23 protein-coding genes, 1 tRNA gene and 5 pseudogenes are annotated in these 20,506 nt (G+C 62.4%); 8 read left to right on the top strand and 21 right to left on the bottom strand.

The genetic code is table 11. The features are described from left to right. Positions 1–132: 132 nt before the first annotated feature. A complete protein-coding gene (gene gltA, locus OKW37_RS29525; protein WP_184059892.1) occupies positions 133–1,431 on the bottom strand; it encodes a citrate synthase in 1,299 nt (432 codons plus the stop codon). Positions 1,432–1,812: 381 nt separating this feature from the next. Between gltA and OKW37_RS29520 the strand changes: the two genes are divergently transcribed. Then, positions 1,813–2,214, top strand: a complete 402-nt coding sequence (locus tag OKW37_RS29520) for a hypothetical protein (RefSeq protein ID WP_184059890.1) — start codon at positions 1,813–1,815, stop codon at positions 2,212–2,214. A gap of 62 nt (positions 2,215–2,276) precedes the next feature. Here the strand turns inward: OKW37_RS29520 and OKW37_RS29515 are convergent, their stop codons facing one another. The 7 genes and pseudogenes from OKW37_RS29515 to OKW37_RS29485 form a co-directional block, all read right to left on the bottom strand. Then, on the bottom strand, positions 2,277–2,555 hold the full coding sequence (locus OKW37_RS29515) for an alpha/beta fold hydrolase (protein ID WP_429510070.1): 279 nt from the start codon (positions 2,553–2,555) through the stop codon (positions 2,277–2,279). A gap of 13 nt (positions 2,556–2,568) precedes the next feature. Beyond that, a pseudogene (locus OKW37_RS29510) lies at positions 2,569–3,069 on the bottom strand (alpha/beta fold hydrolase); the annotation flags it as partial. Between the two features lie 291 nt (positions 3,070–3,360). Further along, positions 3,361–3,672, bottom strand: a complete 312-nt coding sequence (locus tag OKW37_RS29505) for a hypothetical protein (RefSeq protein ID WP_184059885.1) — start codon at positions 3,670–3,672, stop codon at positions 3,361–3,363. Between the two features lie 53 nt (positions 3,673–3,725). Further along, a pseudogene (locus OKW37_RS29500) lies at positions 3,726–4,022 on the bottom strand (hypothetical protein); the annotation flags it as partial. Positions 4,023–4,082: 60 nt separating this feature from the next. Then, on the bottom strand, positions 4,083–4,235 hold the full coding sequence (locus tag OKW37_RS29495; RefSeq protein WP_184059881.1) for a hypothetical protein: 153 nt from the start codon (positions 4,233–4,235) through the stop codon (positions 4,083–4,085). Positions 4,236–4,434: 199 nt separating this feature from the next. Beyond that, complete coding sequence (locus OKW37_RS29490) at positions 4,435–5,487, bottom strand: rod shape-determining protein (protein WP_429403016.1); 1,053 nt, start codon at positions 5,485–5,487, stop codon at positions 4,435–4,437. 189 nt (positions 5,488–5,676) lie between these two features. Continuing rightward, a pseudogene (locus OKW37_RS29485) lies at positions 5,677–6,340 on the bottom strand (alpha/beta hydrolase). Positions 6,341–6,633: 293 nt separating this feature from the next. Between OKW37_RS29485 and OKW37_RS29480 the strand changes: the two are divergent. Beyond that, complete coding sequence (locus OKW37_RS29480; protein WP_184059875.1) at positions 6,634–8,235, top strand: DHA2 family efflux MFS transporter permease subunit; 1,602 nt, start codon at positions 6,634–6,636, stop codon at positions 8,233–8,235. Positions 8,236–8,289: 54 nt separating this feature from the next. Here the strand turns inward: OKW37_RS29480 and OKW37_RS29475 are convergent, their stop codons facing one another. Then, positions 8,290–9,081, bottom strand: a complete 792-nt coding sequence (locus OKW37_RS29475; protein WP_429403014.1) for an AraC family transcriptional regulator — start codon at positions 9,079–9,081, stop codon at positions 8,290–8,292. Between the two features lie 411 nt (positions 9,082–9,492). Between OKW37_RS29475 and OKW37_RS29470 the strand changes: the two genes are divergently transcribed. Then, entirely contained in the window at positions 9,493–9,777 is a 285-nt protein-coding gene (locus OKW37_RS29470) for a DsbA family protein (protein ID WP_429403013.1), read from the top strand. On the opposite strand, the gene OKW37_RS29465 is transcribed toward OKW37_RS29470, so the two are convergent. The 3 genes from OKW37_RS29465 to OKW37_RS29455 form a co-directional block, all read right to left on the bottom strand. Then, entirely contained in the window at positions 9,741–10,340 is a 600-nt protein-coding gene (locus OKW37_RS29465; protein WP_429403012.1) for an NADPH-dependent F420 reductase, read from the bottom strand. The genes OKW37_RS29470 and OKW37_RS29465 overlap by 37 nt on opposite strands. Positions 10,341–10,353: 13 nt before the next feature. Next, the gene (locus OKW37_RS29460; protein ID WP_409259309.1) at positions 10,354–10,551 is read right to left on the bottom strand and encodes a hypothetical protein; all 198 of its coding nucleotides are present in this window, start codon (positions 10,549–10,551) and stop codon (positions 10,354–10,356) included. 102 nt (positions 10,552–10,653) lie between these two features. Then, positions 10,654–11,388, bottom strand: coding sequence for an SDR family NAD(P)-dependent oxidoreductase (locus OKW37_RS29455; RefSeq protein WP_187616615.1), 735 nt, complete (start codon positions 11,386–11,388; stop codon positions 10,654–10,656). Between the two features lie 130 nt (positions 11,389–11,518). On the opposite strand from OKW37_RS29455, the gene OKW37_RS29450 reads away from it, so the two are divergent. Next, entirely contained in the window at positions 11,519–12,097 is a 579-nt protein-coding gene (locus OKW37_RS29450) for a TetR/AcrR family transcriptional regulator (protein ID WP_429403011.1), read from the top strand. A 165-nt stretch (positions 12,098–12,262) separates the two neighbouring features. On the opposite strand, the gene OKW37_RS29445 is transcribed toward OKW37_RS29450, so the two are convergent. The 4 genes and pseudogenes from OKW37_RS29445 to OKW37_RS29430 all read right to left on the bottom strand — a co-directional run bounded on the left by OKW37_RS29445 (position 12,263) and on the right by OKW37_RS29430 (position 14,202). After that, a complete protein-coding gene (locus OKW37_RS29445; protein WP_184059863.1) occupies positions 12,263–12,574 on the bottom strand; it encodes a DUF4148 domain-containing protein in 312 nt (103 codons plus the stop codon). Positions 12,575–12,759: 185 nt separating this feature from the next. Then, positions 12,760–13,050, bottom strand: coding sequence for a 3-hydroxyacyl-CoA dehydrogenase NAD-binding domain-containing protein (locus tag OKW37_RS29440; protein ID WP_429403010.1), 291 nt, complete (start codon positions 13,048–13,050; stop codon positions 12,760–12,762). Positions 13,051–13,053: 3 nt separating this feature from the next. Then, positions 13,054–13,498, bottom strand: a pseudogene (locus OKW37_RS29435) (3-keto-5-aminohexanoate cleavage protein); the annotation flags it as partial. A 320-nt stretch (positions 13,499–13,818) separates the two neighbouring features. After that, positions 13,819–14,202 carry a hypothetical protein gene (locus OKW37_RS29430; RefSeq protein WP_090809669.1) on the bottom strand — a complete coding sequence of 128 codons (384 nt, stop codon included), beginning with the start codon at positions 14,200–14,202 and terminating at the stop codon, positions 13,819–13,821. A gap of 244 nt (positions 14,203–14,446) precedes the next feature. Between OKW37_RS29430 and OKW37_RS29425 the strand changes: the two genes are divergently transcribed. From OKW37_RS29425 to OKW37_RS29410, 4 genes are all read left to right on the top strand, one after another. Next, positions 14,447–14,890 carry an Hsp20/alpha crystallin family protein gene (locus OKW37_RS29425; RefSeq protein ID WP_187610814.1) on the top strand — a complete coding sequence of 148 codons (444 nt, stop codon included), beginning with the start codon at positions 14,447–14,449 and terminating at the stop codon, positions 14,888–14,890. 28 nt (positions 14,891–14,918) lie between these two features. Beyond that, positions 14,919–15,326, top strand: a complete 408-nt coding sequence (locus tag OKW37_RS29420; protein ID WP_184059859.1) for an Hsp20/alpha crystallin family protein — start codon at positions 14,919–14,921, stop codon at positions 15,324–15,326. A gap of 285 nt (positions 15,327–15,611) precedes the next feature. Next, positions 15,612–16,175 carry an Hsp20/alpha crystallin family protein gene (locus tag OKW37_RS29415; RefSeq protein ID WP_429404313.1) on the top strand — a complete coding sequence of 188 codons (564 nt, stop codon included), beginning with the start codon at positions 15,612–15,614 and terminating at the stop codon, positions 16,173–16,175. 48 nt (positions 16,176–16,223) lie between these two features. Further along, positions 16,224–16,299: transfer RNA gene (locus tag OKW37_RS29410), tRNA-Lys, on the top strand. A 287-nt stretch (positions 16,300–16,586) separates the two neighbouring features. Here OKW37_RS29410 and OKW37_RS29405 read toward each other — a convergent pair. The 5 genes and pseudogenes from OKW37_RS29405 to OKW37_RS29385 all read right to left on the bottom strand — a co-directional run. After that, positions 16,587–16,700: pseudogene (locus tag OKW37_RS29405) on the bottom strand (ubiquinol oxidase subunit II); the annotation flags it as partial. Positions 16,701–16,919: 219 nt separating this feature from the next. Then, positions 16,920–18,269 (bottom strand): DUF3734 domain-containing protein, encoded by a 1,350-nt coding sequence (locus tag OKW37_RS29400; RefSeq protein WP_429403009.1) that lies wholly within the window; start codon positions 18,267–18,269, stop codon positions 16,920–16,922. A gap of 11 nt (positions 18,270–18,280) precedes the next feature. Continuing rightward, positions 18,281–19,063 carry a 3-hydroxybutyrate dehydrogenase gene (locus OKW37_RS29395; RefSeq protein WP_184059855.1) on the bottom strand — a complete coding sequence of 261 codons (783 nt, stop codon included), beginning with the start codon at positions 19,061–19,063 and terminating at the stop codon, positions 18,281–18,283. Positions 19,064–19,091: 28 nt separating this feature from the next. Next, complete coding sequence (locus tag OKW37_RS29390) at positions 19,092–19,871, bottom strand: acetoacetate decarboxylase (protein WP_184059853.1); 780 nt, start codon at positions 19,869–19,871, stop codon at positions 19,092–19,094. 422 nt (positions 19,872–20,293) lie between these two features. After that, the gene (locus OKW37_RS29385) at positions 20,294–20,443 is read right to left on the bottom strand and encodes a DUF3331 domain-containing protein (protein WP_429403008.1); all 150 of its coding nucleotides are present in this window, start codon (positions 20,441–20,443) and stop codon (positions 20,294–20,296) included. Between the last annotated feature and the right edge of the window lie 63 nt (positions 20,444–20,506).

The raw sequence follows: 20,506 nt of genomic DNA, 5'->3' as shown, positions 1-20,506 counted from the left end.
TTTTTGACGGCGTTTCCGGTGGCACGGGACGTGCAGGCGGCAGGATGCGCGGAACGTAAAAAAACCCACGGCCTCGTGAGCCGTGGGTTGGCGACCGTCGTTGAACGCGTTGTCGGGCGTCTATCCGGCCTGTTACCGCTTCGCGACCGGCTTCGCCTCGCGCAGCGTCTCGCCGATGAACAGCTGACGCGGACGGCCGATCTTCTGCTCAGGATCGGCGATCATTTCGTTCCACTGCGCGATCCAGCCGACCGTGCGTGCCATTGCGAAGATACACGTGAACATCGACGTCGGAATGCCCAGCGCGCGCTGCACGATGCCCGAGTAGAAGTCGACGTTCGGGTACAGCTTGCGCGACACGAAATATTCGTCTTCGAGCGCGATCTTTTCCAGCGCCATCGCGAGCTTGAACAGCGGGTCGTCGTGCAGGCCCAGCTCTTCGAGCACTTCGTGGCAGGTTTCGCGCATCAGCTTCGCGCGCGGATCGTAGTTCTTGTACACGCGGTGGCCGAAGCCCATCAGCTTCACGCCCGAGTTCTTGTCCTTCACCTTCGCGATGAAGTCGGGAATGTTGTCGACCGAGCCGATCTCTTCCAGCATGTTCAGCGCGGCTTCGTTCGCGCCGCCGTGCGCCGGGCCCCACAGACACGCGATACCGGCCGCGATACACGCGAACGGATTCGCCCCCGACGAACCGGCGAGCCGCACGGTCGACGTCGACGCGTTCTGCTCGTGGTCCGCGTGCAGGATCAGAATGCGGTCGAGCGCGCGCACCAGCACGTCGTTGACCTCGTACTCCTCGGCAGGATTCGAGAACATCATGCGCATGAAGTTCGCGCTGTACGACAGGTCGTTCTTCGGATACACGAACGGTTGACCGACGCTGTACTTGTACGCCATCGCGACCAGCGTGGGCAGCTTCGCGATCATGCGGATCGCCGATACGTCGCGATGCTGCTGGTTCGTGATGTCGAGCGAGTCGTGATAGAACGCGGACAGCGCGCCGACCGCGGCGACCAGAATCGCCATCGGGTGCGCGTCGCGACGGAAGCCGCGGAAAAAGAAGTGCATCTGCTCGTGCACCATCGTGTGCTGCGTGACGGTGTTCTCGAACTCGGCTTTCTGCTGGGCGTTCGGCAGTTCGCCCTTCAGCAGCAGGTAGCAGGTTTCGAGGAAGTCGGCGTTCTGCGCGAGGTTGTCGATCGGGTAGCCGCGGTAGAGCAGTTCGCCCTTGTCGCCGTCGATATATGTGATCTCGGAGTTGCACGCCGCCGTCGACATGAATCCAGGATCGTACGTGAATTTGCCGGTCTGGCCGTACAGCTTGCGGATGTCGATGACGTCGGGGCCCAGCGAGCCCTGATAGATCGGCAGATCGATGGTCTGGTCGCTGTCGGAAAAGCTCAGCGTTGCGTGTGACTTCGAGTTCATGTACGTCTTCCTTTTGCTTGATACCGCACTCGCGCCGGCATGCATCGCGTTCGTACGGCGAGGCGCGACATCGGCGCTCCCGAAGACGGGCATGCTCAGGCTCCGCTGCGCATTCTACGGGTCGGCGTGTCGTTGATTGCGTCGATTGATCGCAACAGTCCATCTCCCTGGGCGCAACATTCGTTGTCGGCACGCGGCGGGTGCATCGCGATGCCGTTGAAAGTTGCACGAAAGTCGGAACACCAGCCGCAACAATGTTTTGCTGCCAGCACACTGCGTCGGGCGGGATCCATCTGCGATACTCAGTCCGTGCATTGATGCTTGCGGCCCGCGATTCGAAGCGGGTTTTTTTGATCACACAGAAAAGCAGGACGAATACAAATGAATGTCTCTCTCGAAACGCTGTTTCCGGATCACGTCCATACCGAAGACCACACGGTCACCGCGCTGAATCATCAGGATATCGTCGTCGCGTTGTCGGCGGCGCTGAAGACGCAGGACGTCGCGGTGCTGCACATGCTCTATCCGCGCACCGACGCGCGCACGCATCGCAGTCTCGACACGCTCGTCGACGTGCTGCATGGACACGGCCTGCATGAAGTCGCGGATCTGATCGCGCAGGAAGCGCACTATCTACTGTTCAAGGACCCGGTGAAGGCGTGGAGGGTGTTCCACGAAATCCGCAACGACTCGCTCGCGATCGGCGTACATCTGTACTATCACGGGCTCGTCGGCGAGGCGGCCGAACGCGCGCTCGACAAGGACGCGCATCGCAAGGCCTGATGCAGTAACGGGCGATCGGCGGCGCGCGCCGGCCGATCGCCCTTGGTCTTCGCTTCACTTGCTCAGCGCGCGCTCATCGCCTGAATGAAATCATCCACGTAACGATTGAACGCGGACGGGTGCGCGAGGTTCATGCCATGCGACGCACCGCGTACCGTTTCGCGGCGCGCATCGGGCAACCATCCCTGCAACGCCGTCACCGTGCGGTGGAACATGTCGGGACTCTTCTCGCCGTCGATCAGCAGGACCGGGCAGCGCAGATCGGCCGTGTCCTCGGGCATGTAGGCGGGCAGCGGATCGCGGAATTGCCGCGCGAGCGTGTGCGCGTTGTCCGTCGCCATGCGGCGAAAACCCGGGGTGCTCAGCGCCCAGAAGCCGGGGGCGGCTCACCGAATCGACGAACAGTTGCAAGCCTGCTTCGATCTCGCCGCTTTCGATCAACCGAGCCGCTTTCGCACGCAATGCGTTGACCGTCTCCGGCACGCTCGCGGGTGGACGTCCGGCGATCTGCAGCGGGCCGCCCGGATCGGCGAGCGTCAGCGTGCGCACGTGTTCGGGATGGCGTCGCGCGAAATGATAGGCGACGCAGCCGCCGCGCGAATGCCCGACCACATGCGCGGGCCCCGCGCCGAAACGCGCGATGAACTCCGCCACTTCATCGGCGTGGCTGCTCCAACTGAACGGCAGGTCCACCCGCGCGCTATCGGTCACTGGCCAGTAATGCGTGAGACTGACCGCGACGCAGCGATAGCGCTTCGACAGGCCGGCCAGTTGCGGCTGCCAGTAGCGGTAGTCGCACAACGAACCGTGCACGAACAGCAGCAAGTCGCCCTCGCCGGCCTCGCCGTAAGGCATGCGCAAGCCGCTGCGTAGTCCGATGAAGGATGGCGATGACGACAGCGACGAAGCGGAAACGGATTGATTCACGGATGAGCTACGGGCGGCGCGGCATCGGCGCGCGAATGCGCGCGGAGCCGGCAACAGGCATTGGGAAATGAGCGTACCGGTGTCCCTGAAAACGGGACGCGATGCGTATTGTCACATATGCGTCAGCGACGCGTCGGGCAGGCGTCTTCATCAAACCACTGACGCGTGGCGACAAGGATATTACTCGCCTGGAGAGTACTTCATCAGTCAGGCCGTTTCCTAAAGATCAATATAACCGGTGCGCCCCATAAAGCACCGTATATTGGGTTTCCCGATATTTTTTAGATGTTCGACGACCTCTTTAAACAGAGGCTCATCTTTGTCTGGCTCCATCATTATTCGCCAATCCTGGTCGCCGTCTCCTTTCGTCTTTAAGAAGTGTGCGTCGCCTGGTTCGTCCATATAGGCCCTGACTATATAACTGACATTTCCCTCGACAAATTCATAGATATCGCACTCGTAATAATATTCATACATTCCATTTTCATCGCGGTCACTGCAGTCGATATGGTGGCTCACAATTACTTTCATTACTTTCTCCTGCCGGCCAAAAATTTTGGCGTCAAAGCTCAAGATACGCTGTGAGCCGACGCCGTATCTGAGCCATGCACGCCGAACACGACACACGCGGCTTTGCTGGCCATCGTCGGTTCCGGCAGCACACACAGTGGCGCCGCCCCGACCATTTCCAGCACCCCGCCGACCACCTGCAAACCGCCCCATAGCCGGTTGGAAAGCATCTCCGTGGGGCTGATCGACTGGCGGGAGAGCACTGCCGCCAGTTGCGGCGCACTGAGCACCACCCGCACGCCGTCCGAATCCTGTTGATACGACGTTCCGGTGTCCTCTGTAGTTGTTAGGGCTGCTACGCTAGCAGGCATCCACAGGGGTATGGAATGGGCGATGGATGATTTTTGGATTCCGCTTCGGTCAACGAAGTGTCAATATTTGTCCGCGTCGGAGGGTCTCAGTTCACTGGGAAGCGCGTGCGCGGCATTCTGAAACGGGAGCGCTGCGGCGGCAACGCTGGCCGCTTCCTGTTCGCGGTCGCGTTCGTTAATTGAGTGTTTGCCAGCGTCGATCGAACGGCCCATCGCAAGCGCCTTCACGTGCGTCCGCAATAGAGACCTCGGGAGACACGCCGGGCCCGCATCGCGTCGCTTGCCCGTCACAGGGCCGGTAAAGCGCAGCGTCCATTTGCAGCCCGCCTTGCCAAGGGTGAGCAGCAGCCCGGTTACCTTGCCACCGAATGCCGGGTTTTTGCCGAGCTGTAGTGAAGCCCTTATCCACCGCTCACGTGCCCCCGGCTTCGTCCACCCACCCTGCCGCGGCCGCCGCGCCCGCGCCGCGCACCGCGCAGGTCAGCGGTTCGTCGGCGACGTGCACGTCGAGGCCGATTTCCCGGCTCAAACGCCGCCCCAGATTGCGCAGCAGCGCGCCGCCACCGGTCAGCACGATGCCCTTGTGCGCGATGTCCGTCACGAGTTCAGCGGGAGCCAATTCGAGCCCGCGCTTCACCGCGCCGATCACCTGGCTCAGCGGCCCTTCGATCGCCTCCGAAATATCGCGGTTGCTCAACTGCACCGTGCGCGGTAGCCCATCGTCGACGCTGCGGCCGGTTGCGTTCATCTGCTCGAGCGGCACGTCGTGCACGGCCGAGCCGATGGCTCTCTTGACGTGCTCGGCGGTCTGCTCGCCGAGCAGCACGCCATACAGATTGCGCACGTAGCCGATGATCGCCGCGTCGAAATTGTCGCCGCCGACGCGCACCGAGCCGCTATACGCGGTGCCGCCCAGCGCGATCACGCCGACCTCGGTGGTGCCGCCGCCGATGTCGACCACCATCGAGCCGGTCGGATCGCCCACCGGCAGGCCCGCGCCGAGCGCCGACGCGAGCGATTCGCCGATCAGGCTGACCTTCCACGCGCCAGCCGCCTCGGCCGCTTCGCGGATCGCGCGGCGCTCGACGTGGGTCGCGGAGGCCGGCACGCACAGCGTGAATGCCGCGCGCCGGCTGAAGAGCGAGCGCGGCCGCGCCATGTCGACGAATTGCTTGATCATGTGTTCGGCGGCGGAGAAATTGGCGATGACGCCGTGGCGCATCGGCCGCACCGCTTCGAGATTGCGCGGCACGCGGCCGAGCAGCTGGCGCGCCTCGGCGCCGATCGCGGCGATCCGCTTCGACCCGCTCGCGGGCTGCGTCTCGAAGCACACGACGGACGGCTGGTTCAGCACGATGCCGCCGTCGTCGGTATAGATAAGGGTGTTGGCCGTGCCGAGATCCACCGCCACGGCGTGGCGGAACAATCGCTCAAAGAGCGGGTAATGCGGCGTCGGTCTGGCCATATGCAGGCTCTGATGTGTCGTTATGCGCCGTCCAAGGCGGTCTGGAAATGCGCCCCCGGTACCCCGAAGCCGCGCGACACGCACCGCTGGGCGTTGCGCTTCCCGCACGGCGGGGGTGATTTTCAAGCTATTGCCCGTATGACGGCAAGCCCGTCAGAATCTTTAGGGCCACTTTCTAGTGGGTTTGTGTCAATCGCGCGACAGCTCGCCCAGTGCGCGTTCCAGCGCGTCACGGCCGAGCGCGACGCCGTCGGCGGTGATCGTGTGGCCGACGCCGGGCAGCACGTAGGCGTCGACCGCATAGCCGGCGGAGTTGAAAGCGTCGGCCGCGGATTCGAGTTCGCGCACCGGGATCACCTCGTCGTTCTCGCCGTGGACGAGCGTGAGCGGCGTCGCGCGGTTCGACGACACGATCGGCGAGGCGAGCCGCCCCGAATACGCGACGACGCCCGCCGCGCCCTCAACGCTCGACGCGACGTGATGCAGCGCCATGATCGAACCTTGCGAGAAGCCGACCAGCGCAAGCCGATCGAAAGACAGCTGCCAATGCGCGAGCTCGGCGTCGAGCACGCGGCGCAGCGCCGGATAGGCGGCGGCGACGCGCGCCCTCGCGGTTCGCCGCGCCGACGTCGCGCAGGCTGAACCACTGGCGGCCGCCGAAGCCGCCGTCGAACGGATCGGTGCCGTCGAGCGACACGAACGCCGTGCCGGGCAGCTCCTCGCTCCAGATGTCGGCGAGCGGCATCAGATCGCGCGCGTTGCTGCCGACGCCGTGCATCAGCACGACGAGGCTCGTCGCGGGCGCGTTTTGCGGCGCGCGCCGCCAGCCGTGTTCGAATTGTTGCCAGCTCATGGTGGGGTCCTTTTTTCCGTGGGATTGGGTGTACGTTTCGGCCTTTGCTGACGCAACCTCAGCCGCGAGCATACGCCGCGTGCCGCGTTCGCGCCGTCGGGCGCCGCATCGGCTGCTGCCGTGGCCGGCGCCGGCCGGCGATTGCGGGTATGCTTTTGCGCATCGACGGACCCGCCGCCGCGGTGCACGGTCCACGGCATCCTGCGCCGACCATGCATTGCGAATCGCGCGCCCTCGCCGTCCGTCCTCACGCCGTTCGCGCCGTCCGCCGCAAAACCTCCGGAGAACGCCTTTTGAGCCAGCCCAACGCCGCGCCTGATTCCGCGTCGCCGCCGCCTCAGCCACCCGCGCCACCGTCACCGCCCGCGCCTCTCGAAGGCGGCCGGCTGGTTCTCGCGACGATCGCCGTCGCGCTCGCCACGTTCATGAACGTGCTCGACACCTCGATCGCGAACGTCGCGATTCCGACCATTTCCGGCAACCTCGGCGTCTCGGTCGACGAAGGCACGTGGGTGATCACCGTGTTCGCGGCCTCCAACGCGGTGGCGATTCCGCTGACCGGCTGGCTCACGCAGCGCATCGGCCAGGTGAAGCTGTTCGTCGGCGCGATCCTGTCCTTCACGCTCGCGTCATGGCTGTGCGGCATCGCGCCGACGCTGCCGATCCTGCTGCTCGCGCGGGTATTCCAGGGCGCGGTGGCCGGGCCGCTGATTCCGTTGTCGCAGGCGATCCTGCTCGGCTCGTATCCGAAGGAGAAGTCGTCGACCGCGCTCGCGCTGTGGGCGATGACCGCCACCGTCGGCCCGATCGCGGGCCCGGCGCTAGGCGGCTGGATCACCGACAGTTACAGCTGGTCGTGGATCTTCTACATCAACATCCCGGTCGGCCTGTTCGCGGCCGGCGTCACGTGGATGATCTACCGCACCCGCGAATCGCCGACGCGCAAGCCGCCGATCGACGTGGTCGGCCTCGGCCTGCTGATCACGTGGGTCGCGTCGCTGCAGATCATGCTCGACAAGGGCAAGGATCTCGACTGGTTCTCGTCGCCGGTGATCGCGATTCTCGGCCTCGTCGCGCTGATCAGCTTTGCGTTTTTCCTCGTATGGGAGCTGACCGAGGAGCACCCGATCGTCGATCTGCGGCTCTTTCAGCAGCGCAATTTTCTCGGCGGCACGATCGCGATTTCGATCGCCTACGGGGTATTTTTCGGCAATCTCGTGCTGCTGCCGCAATGGATGCAGGAGTACCTGAACTACCGTTCGATCGACGCCGGCCTCGTCACCGCACCGCTCGGCATCTTCGCGATCATTCTTGCGCCGATACTCGGCCGCGTGCTGCCGCACTCGGACGCGCGCGTGATCTCGACGGTCGCGTTCGTCGGCTTCGCGATCGTGTTCTATATGCGCTCGAAGTACGTGATCGAGATCGACACGTGGCACCTCGTGCTGCCGACGCTGCTGCAAGGCATTCCGATGGCGCTGTTCTTCGTGCCGCTAACGGCGATCATCCTGTCCGGCCAGCCGCAGAGCCGGATTCCGGCGGCGGCGGGGCTGTCGAATTTCGTGCGGGTGTTCTGCGGCGCGGTGGGCACGTCGATCGCGGGTACCGCGTGGAACAACCGCACGATACTGCATCATGTGCGGCTCACCGAGCAGGCGTCGGTCGACAACCCGTTGTTCGCGCAGCAGATCGACAACACGCAGTCGGTGCTGCATCTGAATCCACAATCGGCGAATGCGCTGTTCGATTTCACCGTGAACACGCAGGCCGCGATGATGGGCCTGAACGACGTCTTCTTTGTGTCGGCGATCATCTTCCTGCTGATCATTCCGCTGATCTGGATCACGCGGCCGGCCAAGGGCGGAGGTGGACCGGATGCGGCCGGCGCCCATTGAGGCAGATTCGTTTTCGCGCGACGGCGACGCTCGCGCGGTGGCCACGAAGCGGCGTCAGCGGAAATAGCGCGCCGGCGTGTCGCCGAACGCATCGCGAAACACCGCGATAAACGACGAGACGTCGTTATAGCCGACTTCGAGCGCCACCTGCGTGACGCTCTCACCGGCACCCAGATGTTCGAGCGCGGCCAGCAGACGCAACTGCTGGCGCCATTGACCGAAGGTCTGCCCCGTTTCCTTCGCGAACAAACGCGCGGCCGTGCGCGCGGTCACGCCCGCGGCCGCGGCGAGTTCCTCCAGCACCAGCGATTGCGCGGGATTCGCGCTGAGCGCCTCGGCGATGCGCCGCGCGCGCGGATCGCCCGGCCAGTTCAAGCCAAGCGGCGCGGCGGGCAAGCCGGCGACGCGATCCAGCAGCACCTGCAGCAGACGGCGGGCGGGTTCATCGGGCGTGTGATCGTGCGGCAGATCGGCCGCGGCGGCGAGCAGCGCCTGCACCAGTGTGTCGGGGATCAGCGCGCCGGTCTGCGCGGGCAGCGGCGCGGCGGAGTCGGCTGCGGAGTCGTCGGTGGCGTCCATTGCGGCATCGGTTGCGACGTAGAGCGAATACGACTGCACCGGCCGCGTCGCGTGCAGGCAGTGCAGCGTATTCGCGGCGATCCACAGCGCGCGGGCGGGCGGCACGACCCAACGGCCGGATGCCGTGCGCACGGTCAGCACGCCTTCGCTGACATGAATCAGACGCGCGCGCCGATACGCGCGCCACGGCTCGTCCAGCGTCGCATGGCGCTCGCCGACCACGAAGACCGCTTGCTCGATGCCGTCCGGATCGAAGGCTTCCGTCATGGTGTCTGCTCTGACGCGGGACGTCCGCGAAGGGAGCAAGATTAGCACGCGCGCGGGGCCCGGCTGCGAGGCGGGCTAACAGGGTCCGGCCACCGTGAGCGCATCCCGCCTAGAGCGGGCAGCTCAAAAATCTCTCGAAGGCGATGTTAACTTTCTCGGCAAGCCGTTAGCCTTGAGCACCTGAACAACGAGCCCCTTCGTCCATCGGGCCAGCCGTAATCAGAGCCTGAACAAGGTTGACAAATGGCGCGATCCCGGCAACGCTGCTCACGCTGCCGGGATCGCCACGAGCCTGATCGCCGAATGGGCCATTGCACCACGCGCAACACGAGCTCGCGCGCTGAGTATATTCAGCTGGGAGCTCGTGTTGTTTTGCTTGGTGAGCATCGCAACTTGCCCACGGGGCATGCCATGGAACGCGCAAAAATCACGATCGCCTACGACTTCATTTGTCCATGGTGCTGGATCGGACATCGAAATCTGGAGGCCGGCAAGGCCATTGACGATCTTCCCGAATTAGATGTTCGTTATCTTCCGTTCGAATTGAACCCGGAAATACCGCCTCAAGGGATGCACCGGCGCGCCTACCGAAGGCTCGAGTTCGGTAGCTGGACTCGCTCGGAAATGCTGGGCGGACGTGACTTTGCCGTGACGCGCCGCTATTTGAACTTGACGAGATCCTTGAAGATCAGTTGAGCCCAGGTATTCCCCCTGGCCTGGACGAGCGAACCGCCCTCCTTGAGCGGTCCTAGCGCAATCGGCGCGAAACCGAGTTGTTCAGCCAGAGCCGCGACCGGTGCCACCGCACTTTCGTCATCACTCGACAAAAACACGACGCGGCTGCCGCCATTCACACTCGGATCAGCGGCCAGAACGGCGGCGGGCAGATGGTTAAAACCCTTGACGAATCTGGACCCGGCAAACGCTTTGGCGACAACTGCGGAGGACGGCAGACCTTGTAGCTCTTCGACGGGAACGCCGTAAGCATTTGTCGCGTCGATGACCGTCTTGCCCTTCCAACTCTTGATCTGCTTCGCGACCTCGCGGTGCTCCCAGAAAGGAACCGCCAGGAAGATCGTGTCGGACTCGATTGCATCCTGCAGCGTCCTGGGGACGACGGTAGGGCCAATCGCTCGTGCCTGCTGCATCAACGTCTCGGGAGGACGCCGGCTGGCGACCGTTACGTCGATGTTCTTTCTCGCAAACGCTCGAGCGAGTGCCTGGCCTACCGCGCCAAAGCCAATAATCGAATAGCTCATGCGAACTCTCCATTCAGGTGACGTTTTGATCAACCACGGATCCATGGTGATTATTGGCAACCGGGCGCGCGGGAGCGTTGCCCGCGTTAGGCGGCCCGCTGCGCGCGATGCGCCATGCGAGCCACAGCAGACACGCGGAGCCGAGCGCCTTCGACGCCGTTTGCAGCGACGACAGCGCGAGCAGACGTGACAATACCCGCTGGACAATCACCGAAACCAATCCAGGTTATTGATCAGGATTTCATATTTATAGACGCAACACGGACCATCTTCGTCAAGTTGACAGGCCCCCTACACGCTTTTCGGCGCGATTTCAGATAGCCGAGAAGCCGCCGTCGACAGACAATTCCACCCCATTCACGAAGCTCGAATCATCTGAAGCAAGAAACAGCGCGACCGTCGCAATTTCCTCAGGACGACCCATCTTTCCCCGCGGGATCAGGGATTCGAACATCCGCTTCGCCTCCTCGGTGAGAACCTGGTCCTGCATCGGTGTGGCGATCGGCCCCGGGCTCAGCACGTTCACCCGGATATTCCTGCCCTTCAGTTCGTTGAGCCAAGTGCGTGCGAATGAGCGCAACGCCGCCTTGCTCGCCGCATACACGCCGTAACCGGGAAAACCTTTCACCGAAGCAACTGACCCGGTCATGAAGATCGATCCGCCATCGTTGAACAACGGCAACGCCTTCTGAACCGTAAACAGCGTGCCGCGCGTATTCAGGCCGAATTCCGCATCGAAGTGCTGCTCGGTAATCTCGCCCAATGGGACGGCTTTGCCCATGCCAGCGCTCGCGAACAGGATGTCGATCTTGCCTTTTTCACGCCTGACTGTATCGAACAGGCGGTCGAGGTCGTCGAGATTGGCCGCGTCGCTGCGCACGCCGGTCACGTTCCGGCCAATCTGCTTGACGGCTTCGTCGAGCACCTCCTGCCTCCGGCCCGTGATGAAAACATAGGCGCCTTCTTCGACGAACCGCTTGGCGCTCGCCAGCGCCATGCCGCTCGATCCCCCCGTGATGACTGCAACCTTACCCTCAAGCTTTCCCATGACATCTCCTTTCGTGGTGTCGGACAGCGTCTCGGTTCCCATTTGCACGGATGTGCTGTATCTTGTGGATCACTGATCCAGATACAGCTTCATTTTATACGGATCACCGATCCGATTGTCAAGGCGATTTATGCGAGCCGACGCCAGAAAAAATTACAGCCATCTACTTGCGGTCGCGCGTGACGTAGTCACCGAGCATGGCGCCGATGCGTCCATGCGAGATATCGCCCGCCGGGCCGACGTCGGGTTGGCCACACTGTTTCGCCATTTCCCGACACGAGAAGCCTTGTTCGAAGCGTTGCTGCGTATGAACGTGGACGAACTGATACAGCAGGCAGCCAAACTAGAAACGTCGAATCCGCCTGACGAAGCGCTGGTGTCCTGGTTTCGCGAAGGGGTTGCATTCGTTCGTAGCTATAGCGGCATTTGCGCCCTGTTCGCGACCGCGCACGCGGACCCTGACTCCGCGCTTCACGCTTCGAGCACGGCGCTGCGTTCAGCGGGCGCGCGACTACTGCGCCGTGCTCAGGCCGAGGGAACGGCGCGCGCCGATATGGATGGGGTCGACCTGTTCGCCCTGATGTCGGCGCTCGGCTGGCTCGACGGCCAATCCGGATTCGCGCCACGCGGGGATCATCTCTTTCATATTATTACGAGCGCCATCCTGACAAACCGGTCGAGCAACGATGTCGAGAAGGCAACGTGTTGAATCAGATCGCCGACGCATACTTTCCTACCAGGAAAGCCCCGGGGATTCGAACCAGACGGCGGAAAGCTGACTGGAGCCGACAGTCGAATGGCCATTACCGCACTTGATCGATCGGCCGCTTCTGGCCGCACGGTGACATCCGGGTCAGTCCTCGATCTCTCTATCTCAGCCGGGTTGAAGGTGCTGGCACTCCGTTTGGAACCAATAGTCGACCAGGCGCTGTGCCGCTTGTAGATCATCCGGGTAATACGGATCATCAAACCACGGTGACGGGTCGTAGCCCGCTTTCCTCAAGGCAGCGAGTTCGCTTTGGTGCTGCGCCATCGTAGGGGGCGCGTTTGTCTTGAGCGCGGCCAGGTCGCGGCACTCTGTCGGAGTGAGGTGCGGCCCGGTATACGGCATGCCACCAGCGACACAGCCGGTGAGCAAAATCACCAGAGCGGGAAGTATTGACTGTGTTCCAGGCCGATTTCTCATAGTACGTCTCCTTCCCTGCGCCGCGCCGTGAACCAACTCGTAGTGCGCACCGTTGCCGCTGCGGGTGAAAATGCCCGCCTTCGACGCATGTCACTTCGAAGCCGGAACCGGCGTCGCCTTCTCTCACCACCTCGTAGATGCCACGCGTCTGAACCTTCTCGCCCGGTTTGTGCCCTTCGGCCCTATCACGCTCCTTCGGTTGATCCGCCGCGGGAGCAGCAAGCATCGTTCCTCCCGGCTACCGCGGAGCCCACGTCAGGCGTGAACGTCAACTTGTCCCGCGAGGCGCCGTCTGCAAGCCCGCGCCTCTCCACTACAGGCCAACTATCGTCGATCCAGTTGCGCAGGCGCGACGCGGCCCCCTGGCTGGGATCGGTCGCCGTGACGGCGAAACCATGAGCCAGGAAGTGTGTCACCCAACCCGCGCCAATGACATCAGTGCCGACGACGGCGACGTTGACGGCTCGCGTTGTCATCGGTTAGCCCTCCTGGCAGGCAGCGTGGATTGTTTCGCGCAACGGCCGCAGCCCAATGATCTTCCGTGCTTCAGCCGGCGTGGCCGGCTCGTAACCCATCTCGCGGACCAGGCGAACAAGCCGCTCGACCAGGTGAACATTGGTGGCCAACTGACCTTGTCTGTTAGTAGAAGTTGTCTTCGAGTCCGACGCGCACGTCCCCTCCCAGCAACGGCGAGTTCATCGCGGCAGGCAACTGCGCCGCGCCGATAGCGCTGACGTTGAAGACGCCATTGCGGGGCAGATGATCGATCATCATCTGCAACAGCCGGGGCGTGTAGGGCAACGCGCCTTGGAACGCATTGGCGCCGATCACGATATTGATAAAGTGCGGCGCGTCGTCGAGCCCCTCGTTGATGGCGCGCTGAACATCCTGGACGAAGTCGGCGAGGCTGACCGGCCACAAGGGAACCCTCGACGACGTAGGCTACATCGTCGACATTCGCCATAAATTTGACGCATGCGGGCGTCTTATCAGTTGTGTCGCGCCGTTCCGGAAGCCGATTGATCGAATCCAGGCGGCGAACAATCTGCGTTCGAATGCGCTATCAGGGATATGACACGCTCTTCGAGACCTCCCGCATCCGGCTGCAGGATGCTCCGCAACGAGGGCGGCCGAATCCGGTCGGACACTCCTCATTGCATTGCAGCAAAGGCGCCGCCGCCGTCCGCACCGGCAGGCGCGCAGTTCGCCGCTTGCCGATCCCCCGCTCCTTGCCTGCCGCGACGTCACTGGATCAGCGGCACCACGCCGAGCTTTTCGGCCAGCATCCTTTCGTAGACACCAAAGTGCAGATCGACCTCTTCCTGGGTGACCACGGTCACGAAAATAGTGATCTGCGCGGGCTGCAGGCCCAGCACCGTCGCGATCGCCGCTTCCAGCTGGGGCGCGCATAGCCGGTCATCGGCGAACGTGGTGCCGACCGCAATCTCGTAAGCGGACTCCTGCCGGAACACCACTTCAACCAGCCGCGCCCGGGCGCTCATGTTGCTGTCGATCGCCAGCCGGATGACTTCGACCGCCGTGCGCATCGTCTCAGTCGGGAACCCCTTTGTTGAGCGCAACCGGATACGGTGACGCCCAAGAGTGAGCCAATCGTATTCGAATTCCATGGTGTCCTCGCACGGTGTTGCAGGGTGTCGTGAACGTAGGGGTGTGACAATCCAAATTCAAGAACAAAAAGTCGCCATGGCCCACTTGAAATTTCTGTTTTCAGTCCTATCTTGAATATCGCTCAGGCAGTCGCGCCGGCATTCCGGCGCGCTGCGTGTTTCGATTTGTTTGCCGCAGCATGGCAGACGGACTGGAGCGCGTATGCCGGTTCGTTTTCCTGCTGCATCCAAGGAGGAAACGATCATGAGTGATCTCTACTTCGGGACCGACCTTTTCAGCGAGTTCGACCGTCTGCAACGGCAGATGGCGAGTCTCTTCGGCGGTTTCCCGTCCAGCATCCGCTCGGGGCGCCTGGGCGCCTTCCCGCAGGTCAACATCGGTTCGACCGACGACTCTATCGAGATCGTTGCGTTCGCGCCCGGTATCGATCCGGCGCGTCTCGACGTATCCATCGACAAAGGGCTGCTGACCATCAGCGGCGAGCGCCAGACGGGACAGCCGGAAGCGGCCGGCGACGACGTGCGTACTTATGCGCAGGAGCGGTTCGTCGGCACCTTCCGGCGCGTCATTGAACTGCCGCAGCATGCGGACCCTGACAAGGTCACGGCGCAGTACACCAATGGGTGCCTGACCGTGAGCATCGGCAAGCGGGAGACGTCGAAGCCGCGGGCCATCACTGTTCAATGAAACCGGTCGCAGAACTGAGGAGGACATCATGAACGACACGACAGAACTTGCCAGGAAAGACGAAACGGCGGTGGCCCGTCAGGAAGACGAGCAGTCGCAACGCCCGATCACGCTAACGCCGCCCGTAGACATCTTCGAGGACAGCCAGGGCATCACCCTGTGGGCCGATCTGCCCGGCGTTACAAAGGACCGCCTTGATGTGAAGGTACACGATGGCAACCTGTACATCGAGGCCGAGGCGGTGGTGCCCACGCCGGCGGGGCTGCGCCTGCAACATGCGGAGATCCGCCAGCCGCATTTCGCGCGGGCGTTCGCTCTTGGGGCTGACTTCGACGCAACGAAAATCGATGCGAACCTGAAAGACGGCGTGCTGAAGCTGACCATACCGCGCCGCGACGAAGCCCGGCCGCGTCGGATCGAGGTGCGGACGGACTGAAGTCGGCAGGTGGGCAGCAACGACAGGGAGAAAACCGGTGGCGGTCGTCTGGCCGCCACCTACTGACTGCGGAGGCCTGGATGCGGACGTCATACATGAATGCTGGCGCGGACGCACGCTCAGCATACGGCGCGGTGCCGGTACGCGAGCTCAGGACGCGCCGCGGATCGCGAGGCGGCCGTGGCGGCGTTCCGCAGATGCAGTCGGGAACGTCGAGGGCAGAGTCGCGACTTCAGCGCAATGACAGGAATCCGGTTCTCCGGCCAGACTGTAGAGGAGGATACGATGAATACGGATCCGAAAAAGTGGAATCCCTTCAAGTTCCTACGCGGGGCGGCTCGCAAGTCCGATGCGGACACCTCGGAAAGCCCCCCGGCGAGCGAACAGTGGCGTGACTCGTGGCCTGACATTCCGCGATTGTTCACACGCGAACCGTGGCGTGCTTTGGAAGAGTTCTTCCATGACCCGTTTGCAGGTCGCGGCGCCCTCGAACGATGGTTTGGCGACTTCAGTTCATCGCGCTTCCAGCCGCGCATCGACGTGGTCGACGAAGGAAAGGTGTTGCGCGTGACCGCCGAGCTGCCCGGGATGGAGCGCGAAGACCTGAGTGTGAGCGTCGAGGACGGGGCGATCGTGTTGCGCGGCGAAAAGAAACAGGACGTGCGCAGCGAGGAAGACGGCTGCTACCGGCTCGAGCGCGCCTATGGAAGCTTCATGCGCACAATCCCGATGCCGGAAAACGCCGACCCCGATCACGCATTGGCAAAATTTGATAACGGTGTGCTCACGTTGACCGTGCCGAAATCGGAGCCGGCGCGATCCACTAGCCGCACGATCGATATCGGCTAGGCCAAACAGGCAAGAAGTGCGCTGGTCGCGGTGGACATCGGGCGAGACGGGCCGTTAGCTCAGTTGGTAGAGCAGCGGACTTTTAATCCGTTGGTCACTGGTTCGAATCCAGTACGGCCTACCAAAAGATTCAAGGGCTTAGCGTTCGCGCTAGGCCCTTTTTCTTTTCTGACTGTCAACGAAGTGTCAACGGCATTGTTGTGGCGGCCCGCGATTTGGCTTGATTCGCCGAGTATGATTGAACCTCTTGCGATCTCAAGGGGGCTCGGGGCGTCTCCCAAAGATGGCTTCGGCCCGGAGGCGATTCATCGTTGGACTTTTTCCATGAAGTGACCTCCCTGTCGGTTAGGATCGTTTCAAGCGTCGCCGCGTTGTATGTGATGTCGGTTTTTCGATGAACCTCTTCGAAGGCATCAGACCCAACGCAAGCAGGATCAGACGCTTCTCCTGTGCACCGATGTCGCCCTTGGGATTGAATGAAGTCATGCTGCATCCGCCGAGCAGGCCGAATGCGCCGAGCGGCATAACGCGGGCTGCGGCAACGCAAAACCGTTTGACGGTATCAGATTGACCGTGCGCACTTGACCCGATACAGCGATTTCTTCTACATAAACCTGGGATTCTGCATGTCATGTACCCTGGTTGCCGGTAACACCACAGGCGGACGAACTCACCTGCGGTAGCGCCCCTTTGGCTGGCGTGGAAAGGGACCGGCCAAACTGAACCCGGCCGGCCCCACGATGGCTAGCGGCCTGTCGCATCCTGCACAGCTTCCTTCGTGGTTTCCCCAAGTGGGGCGGAGTTCGGCGCTGCCACTTCGAGATGTGGTTGCGCGACGCCCGCTTTATGGCGCCTGCGCGAGTAATGCGCTGGCTTGCTAGCACCCTCCAGTCGCGTCGCGTGAGGCGCGCCCCCGGGACGATGCACGTCGTGCGTCACGAATCCCGAATCGTGATCCGGTATCGCGAACCAGTCCGGATGCTCAAACGATGCGCGAATGTCGTCCAGGCCCGTCTGCCAGTGCTCGCTCATCGTGTCGATGCTGAATTCGTAATCCTTATAGTGCCCCTCATACGCCTTGTTCTTGTATATGAGGTGCACAACATTGACCGTACTGCCATCGGCAACTTCCCGCGCCTCCCGGATGAGCGGATGCTGCTTCTCCAGGCCCGGCGGCACATGCTTCAATAGCTCCTTGATGAGCTGTGCATGACGCTGGGTCGACCCGAGCATCGCGGTGATAGCGCGGGTCCGGCTGGAATACTGGATGTCCTTGGCGCGCTCGGACACATCCAGCATGTCGCCCGGGAGGCCACCGCTCGCACTCCAGAGGTCAACCTGGAAGACCAGGGTGTCCTTGTGCTGCGGGTCGCTTACAACCTCAGTCAACGGGGTGTTCGACACAAGACCGCCGTCCCAGTAATATTCGCCATCAATCTCGACGGCAGGAAAGCCCGGAGGGAGCGCACCCGAGGCCATGAAGTGCTCTGGCGAAAGGCGCATCTGGGTGTTGTCGAAGTAGACCAGGTTACCCGTGCGCACGTTGACCGCGCCGACGGAGACGCGAATATCGCCGTCGTTGATTCTGTCGAAATCGGCGAATTGCAGAAGGGTCGCCCGAAGCGCGGTGGTATCGTAAAAGCTCACTTCTTCTGGCGAGCGCTTGCCCATCCCTGGGATGGGCACCGGAAGGCGCGGCGAGAAAAAGCCTCGCTGCCCTTCGGTGAGTGCGCGGCCTGCCGCCCAGCAGCTCGACCACTTGCGCGACAGGTCGTGCATGCCCGCGGCGCGGGGTAGCCACGCGCCAAGGTTCCCAAGCATGTCCGCCGGCTGGCAGATGGTGTTCCAGAATCCATGCAATGCCTCGGTACGCTTGCCCGGAGCGTTGCCCGCGATGATGGCTGTGTTAAGCGCGCCGATGGAGATGCCGGAAATCCAGTCCGGATGAATGCCAGCTTCCTCGAGGCCTTCGTAGACGCCGGCCTGATAGGAGCCCAGCGCGCCGCCACCCTGTAGCACGAGAGCGACCTCGTCATAGGCCGGAAGCTTGAAAGTCTTGCGAGGTGTGCCTGATGTTTCTTGATCTTGACGCACTGGGCGGCTCCTTAGTGCATCGACCAGCCGTGGCTGACGATAATGGACTGGCCCGTCAATGCGGACGATTCGAAGCCGGCGAGGAATGCCACGGTGTTGGCGACGTCTTCCACCGTCGTGAATTCGCCGTCGACCGTTTCCTTCAACATCACGTTCTTGACGACGTCTGCTTCCGAAATGCCCAACGCTATCGCCTGCTCCGGAATCTGCCTGTCGACAAGCGGCGTGCGCACGAACCCCGGACACACGACATTGGCCCGTACACCGCGCGAACCACCTTCCTTGGCTACCACGCGTGCGAGACCGAGCAGTCCATGCTTGGCCGTCACGTAGGCAGCCTTCAGCTTCGACGCTTCGTGCGAGTGGACCGAGCCCATATAGATAATCGACCCACCGTTGCCCGCAGCGTACATGTGCCTGACAGCAGCTTTGGTCGTGAGGAACGCGCCGTCCAGATGGATTGCGAGCATTTTTTTCCAGTCGGAGAAAGCATAATCTTCAATCGGGTTGACAATCTGGATGCCCGCGTTCGAGACCAGCACATCGATGCTGCCAAGCCTGTCTACAGCCTGCTGGATGCCGGCGTTGACCGCTTCTTCGCTCGTCACGTCCATTGATACAGGCAGCGCTTTGCCACCCTCCTTGCGGATGCTCTCGGCCACGCTCTCAGCAGCCTTGAGGTTCAGGTCCGCGATTACCACCGACGCGCCGAGCGCCGCGAGCTTGCGTGCGCACTGTTCACCGATACCACTTGCAGCGCCCGTCACGAGCGCGACCTTGTCTGTTACGGACATGCCTTTTCCTTAATATGTCAGAGGGTGCTTACTGATTCGCGGCAAGCTTGAGTGCCGGCGCCTCGGCGAGGTAATCGAAAGCCACCTCCCCGATGTCGAGCGTGAGATTGGCGATAACGTGCCGCGCGCCGACGATTTTGCGCACCGGCAAATCCGCCACCGGAGCCAAGGCATGGGGGTGCAGCTCAAGCGCGGCCGGACCGCCCCACGCGCCGAGCACCGTGACATCCCGCAGGAAGTAGCGCACGAGCTCGCAGATGCGGGCTGAACCGTCGACGTGCGGAATGACTTTCAGTAGATAGTTCGGCGTGTCCGCCAGCTTCTTGCGCTCGACCTCGAGGTCAAGTGGCTCGTACTTGTAGCCCATCGTGCCCGTGGCAATGCGCTGGGTGCCATAGTCGAGCGTTCCAAGCAGCGTGTCGTTGCCGTCAACACGCAATTTCGGACTCGCCAGCTTCTTGGGGAAGCCCCAAATCTCACGACCGCCTGCAATCGGGCCTTCGTCGTCGAGGTACATCGCGTGTGTGTAGCTGCCTGGCGCGCCGGCATCATCTCTTACCGAGATAACCTGGCCGCTTTCCGTGTAATCGCCGAATCCCGACGAGTCTGGCATGCGAATGAATTCGTAATGCACGAGGGGGCTTGCGACTGTCAGTGGTTCCGGCACCACGGCGCGCAAAGCGTCCATGTCGGTCTCGTACGAAATGATGAAGTACTCGCGATCAAGGAAGCGAAACGGCGGGCGGGGGTAGGAAGGATTGTGGACGGGCATCGCAAAAGCATCTTTGCGGATTTTTTCGATTTTCAACTATCTCTCCAGTAGTGACGTCAAATGACGTCGCGTCTTTAAAGCCCACGCAAGCGCACCAGAGGTGCTGTGCTGCACACCGCGCCTCTGCCTTATCACAGCGTGTCGGATTCGAGTGGCCCTGTGCTTTGCATCGTTGTACAGAGCACGGGCAATAGTAGCGCCTTGGTCCATGCATCGGTGTCCTTGCTGGCCGTAAAACACTGTCCCCCTCGCCGCAACAATTGGTTCGATCCTTGTGCGCGCCCGCTTCTCATCGGCGAAACGCCGCGTGTAGCGATGTCGCTTCGTGATAGGCAATGTCGCACATATAGGCGTACGTATTAATTGCCACATGGCTCGTTGTTTCGTCCCCGATGCCTCGCTTGCTTCAGGCATGTCGATTCGAAACCGCGTCCCCGAGAATATAAACGCGTGCAAGGTCACAGTTGGACATTAACGGAAGCCGCGACCATCATTGCGCCTGCGTTTCGCGGCGGCGGATCGCCTCCTCTGGGAGAGTACACGGCGTCGCCCGCCTCAATCGGATGACCGCTCAACACGCACGTCCCCGGCCCCTTCGCGATGAACACCCGTCAGGGCTGGTAATCACAGCGACCGCTGCACGAATCGCACGAGGAAACCGACCGGGTCTG

Origin of the sequence: Paraburkholderia sp. MM5482-R2 (genome assembly GCF_050436125.1) — a bacterium.
In the GTDB taxonomy this organism is placed as follows: Bacteria; Pseudomonadota; Gammaproteobacteria; order Burkholderiales; family Burkholderiaceae; genus Paraburkholderia; species Paraburkholderia tuberum.
This window is presented reverse-complemented; position numbering and strand designations above follow the sequence as displayed.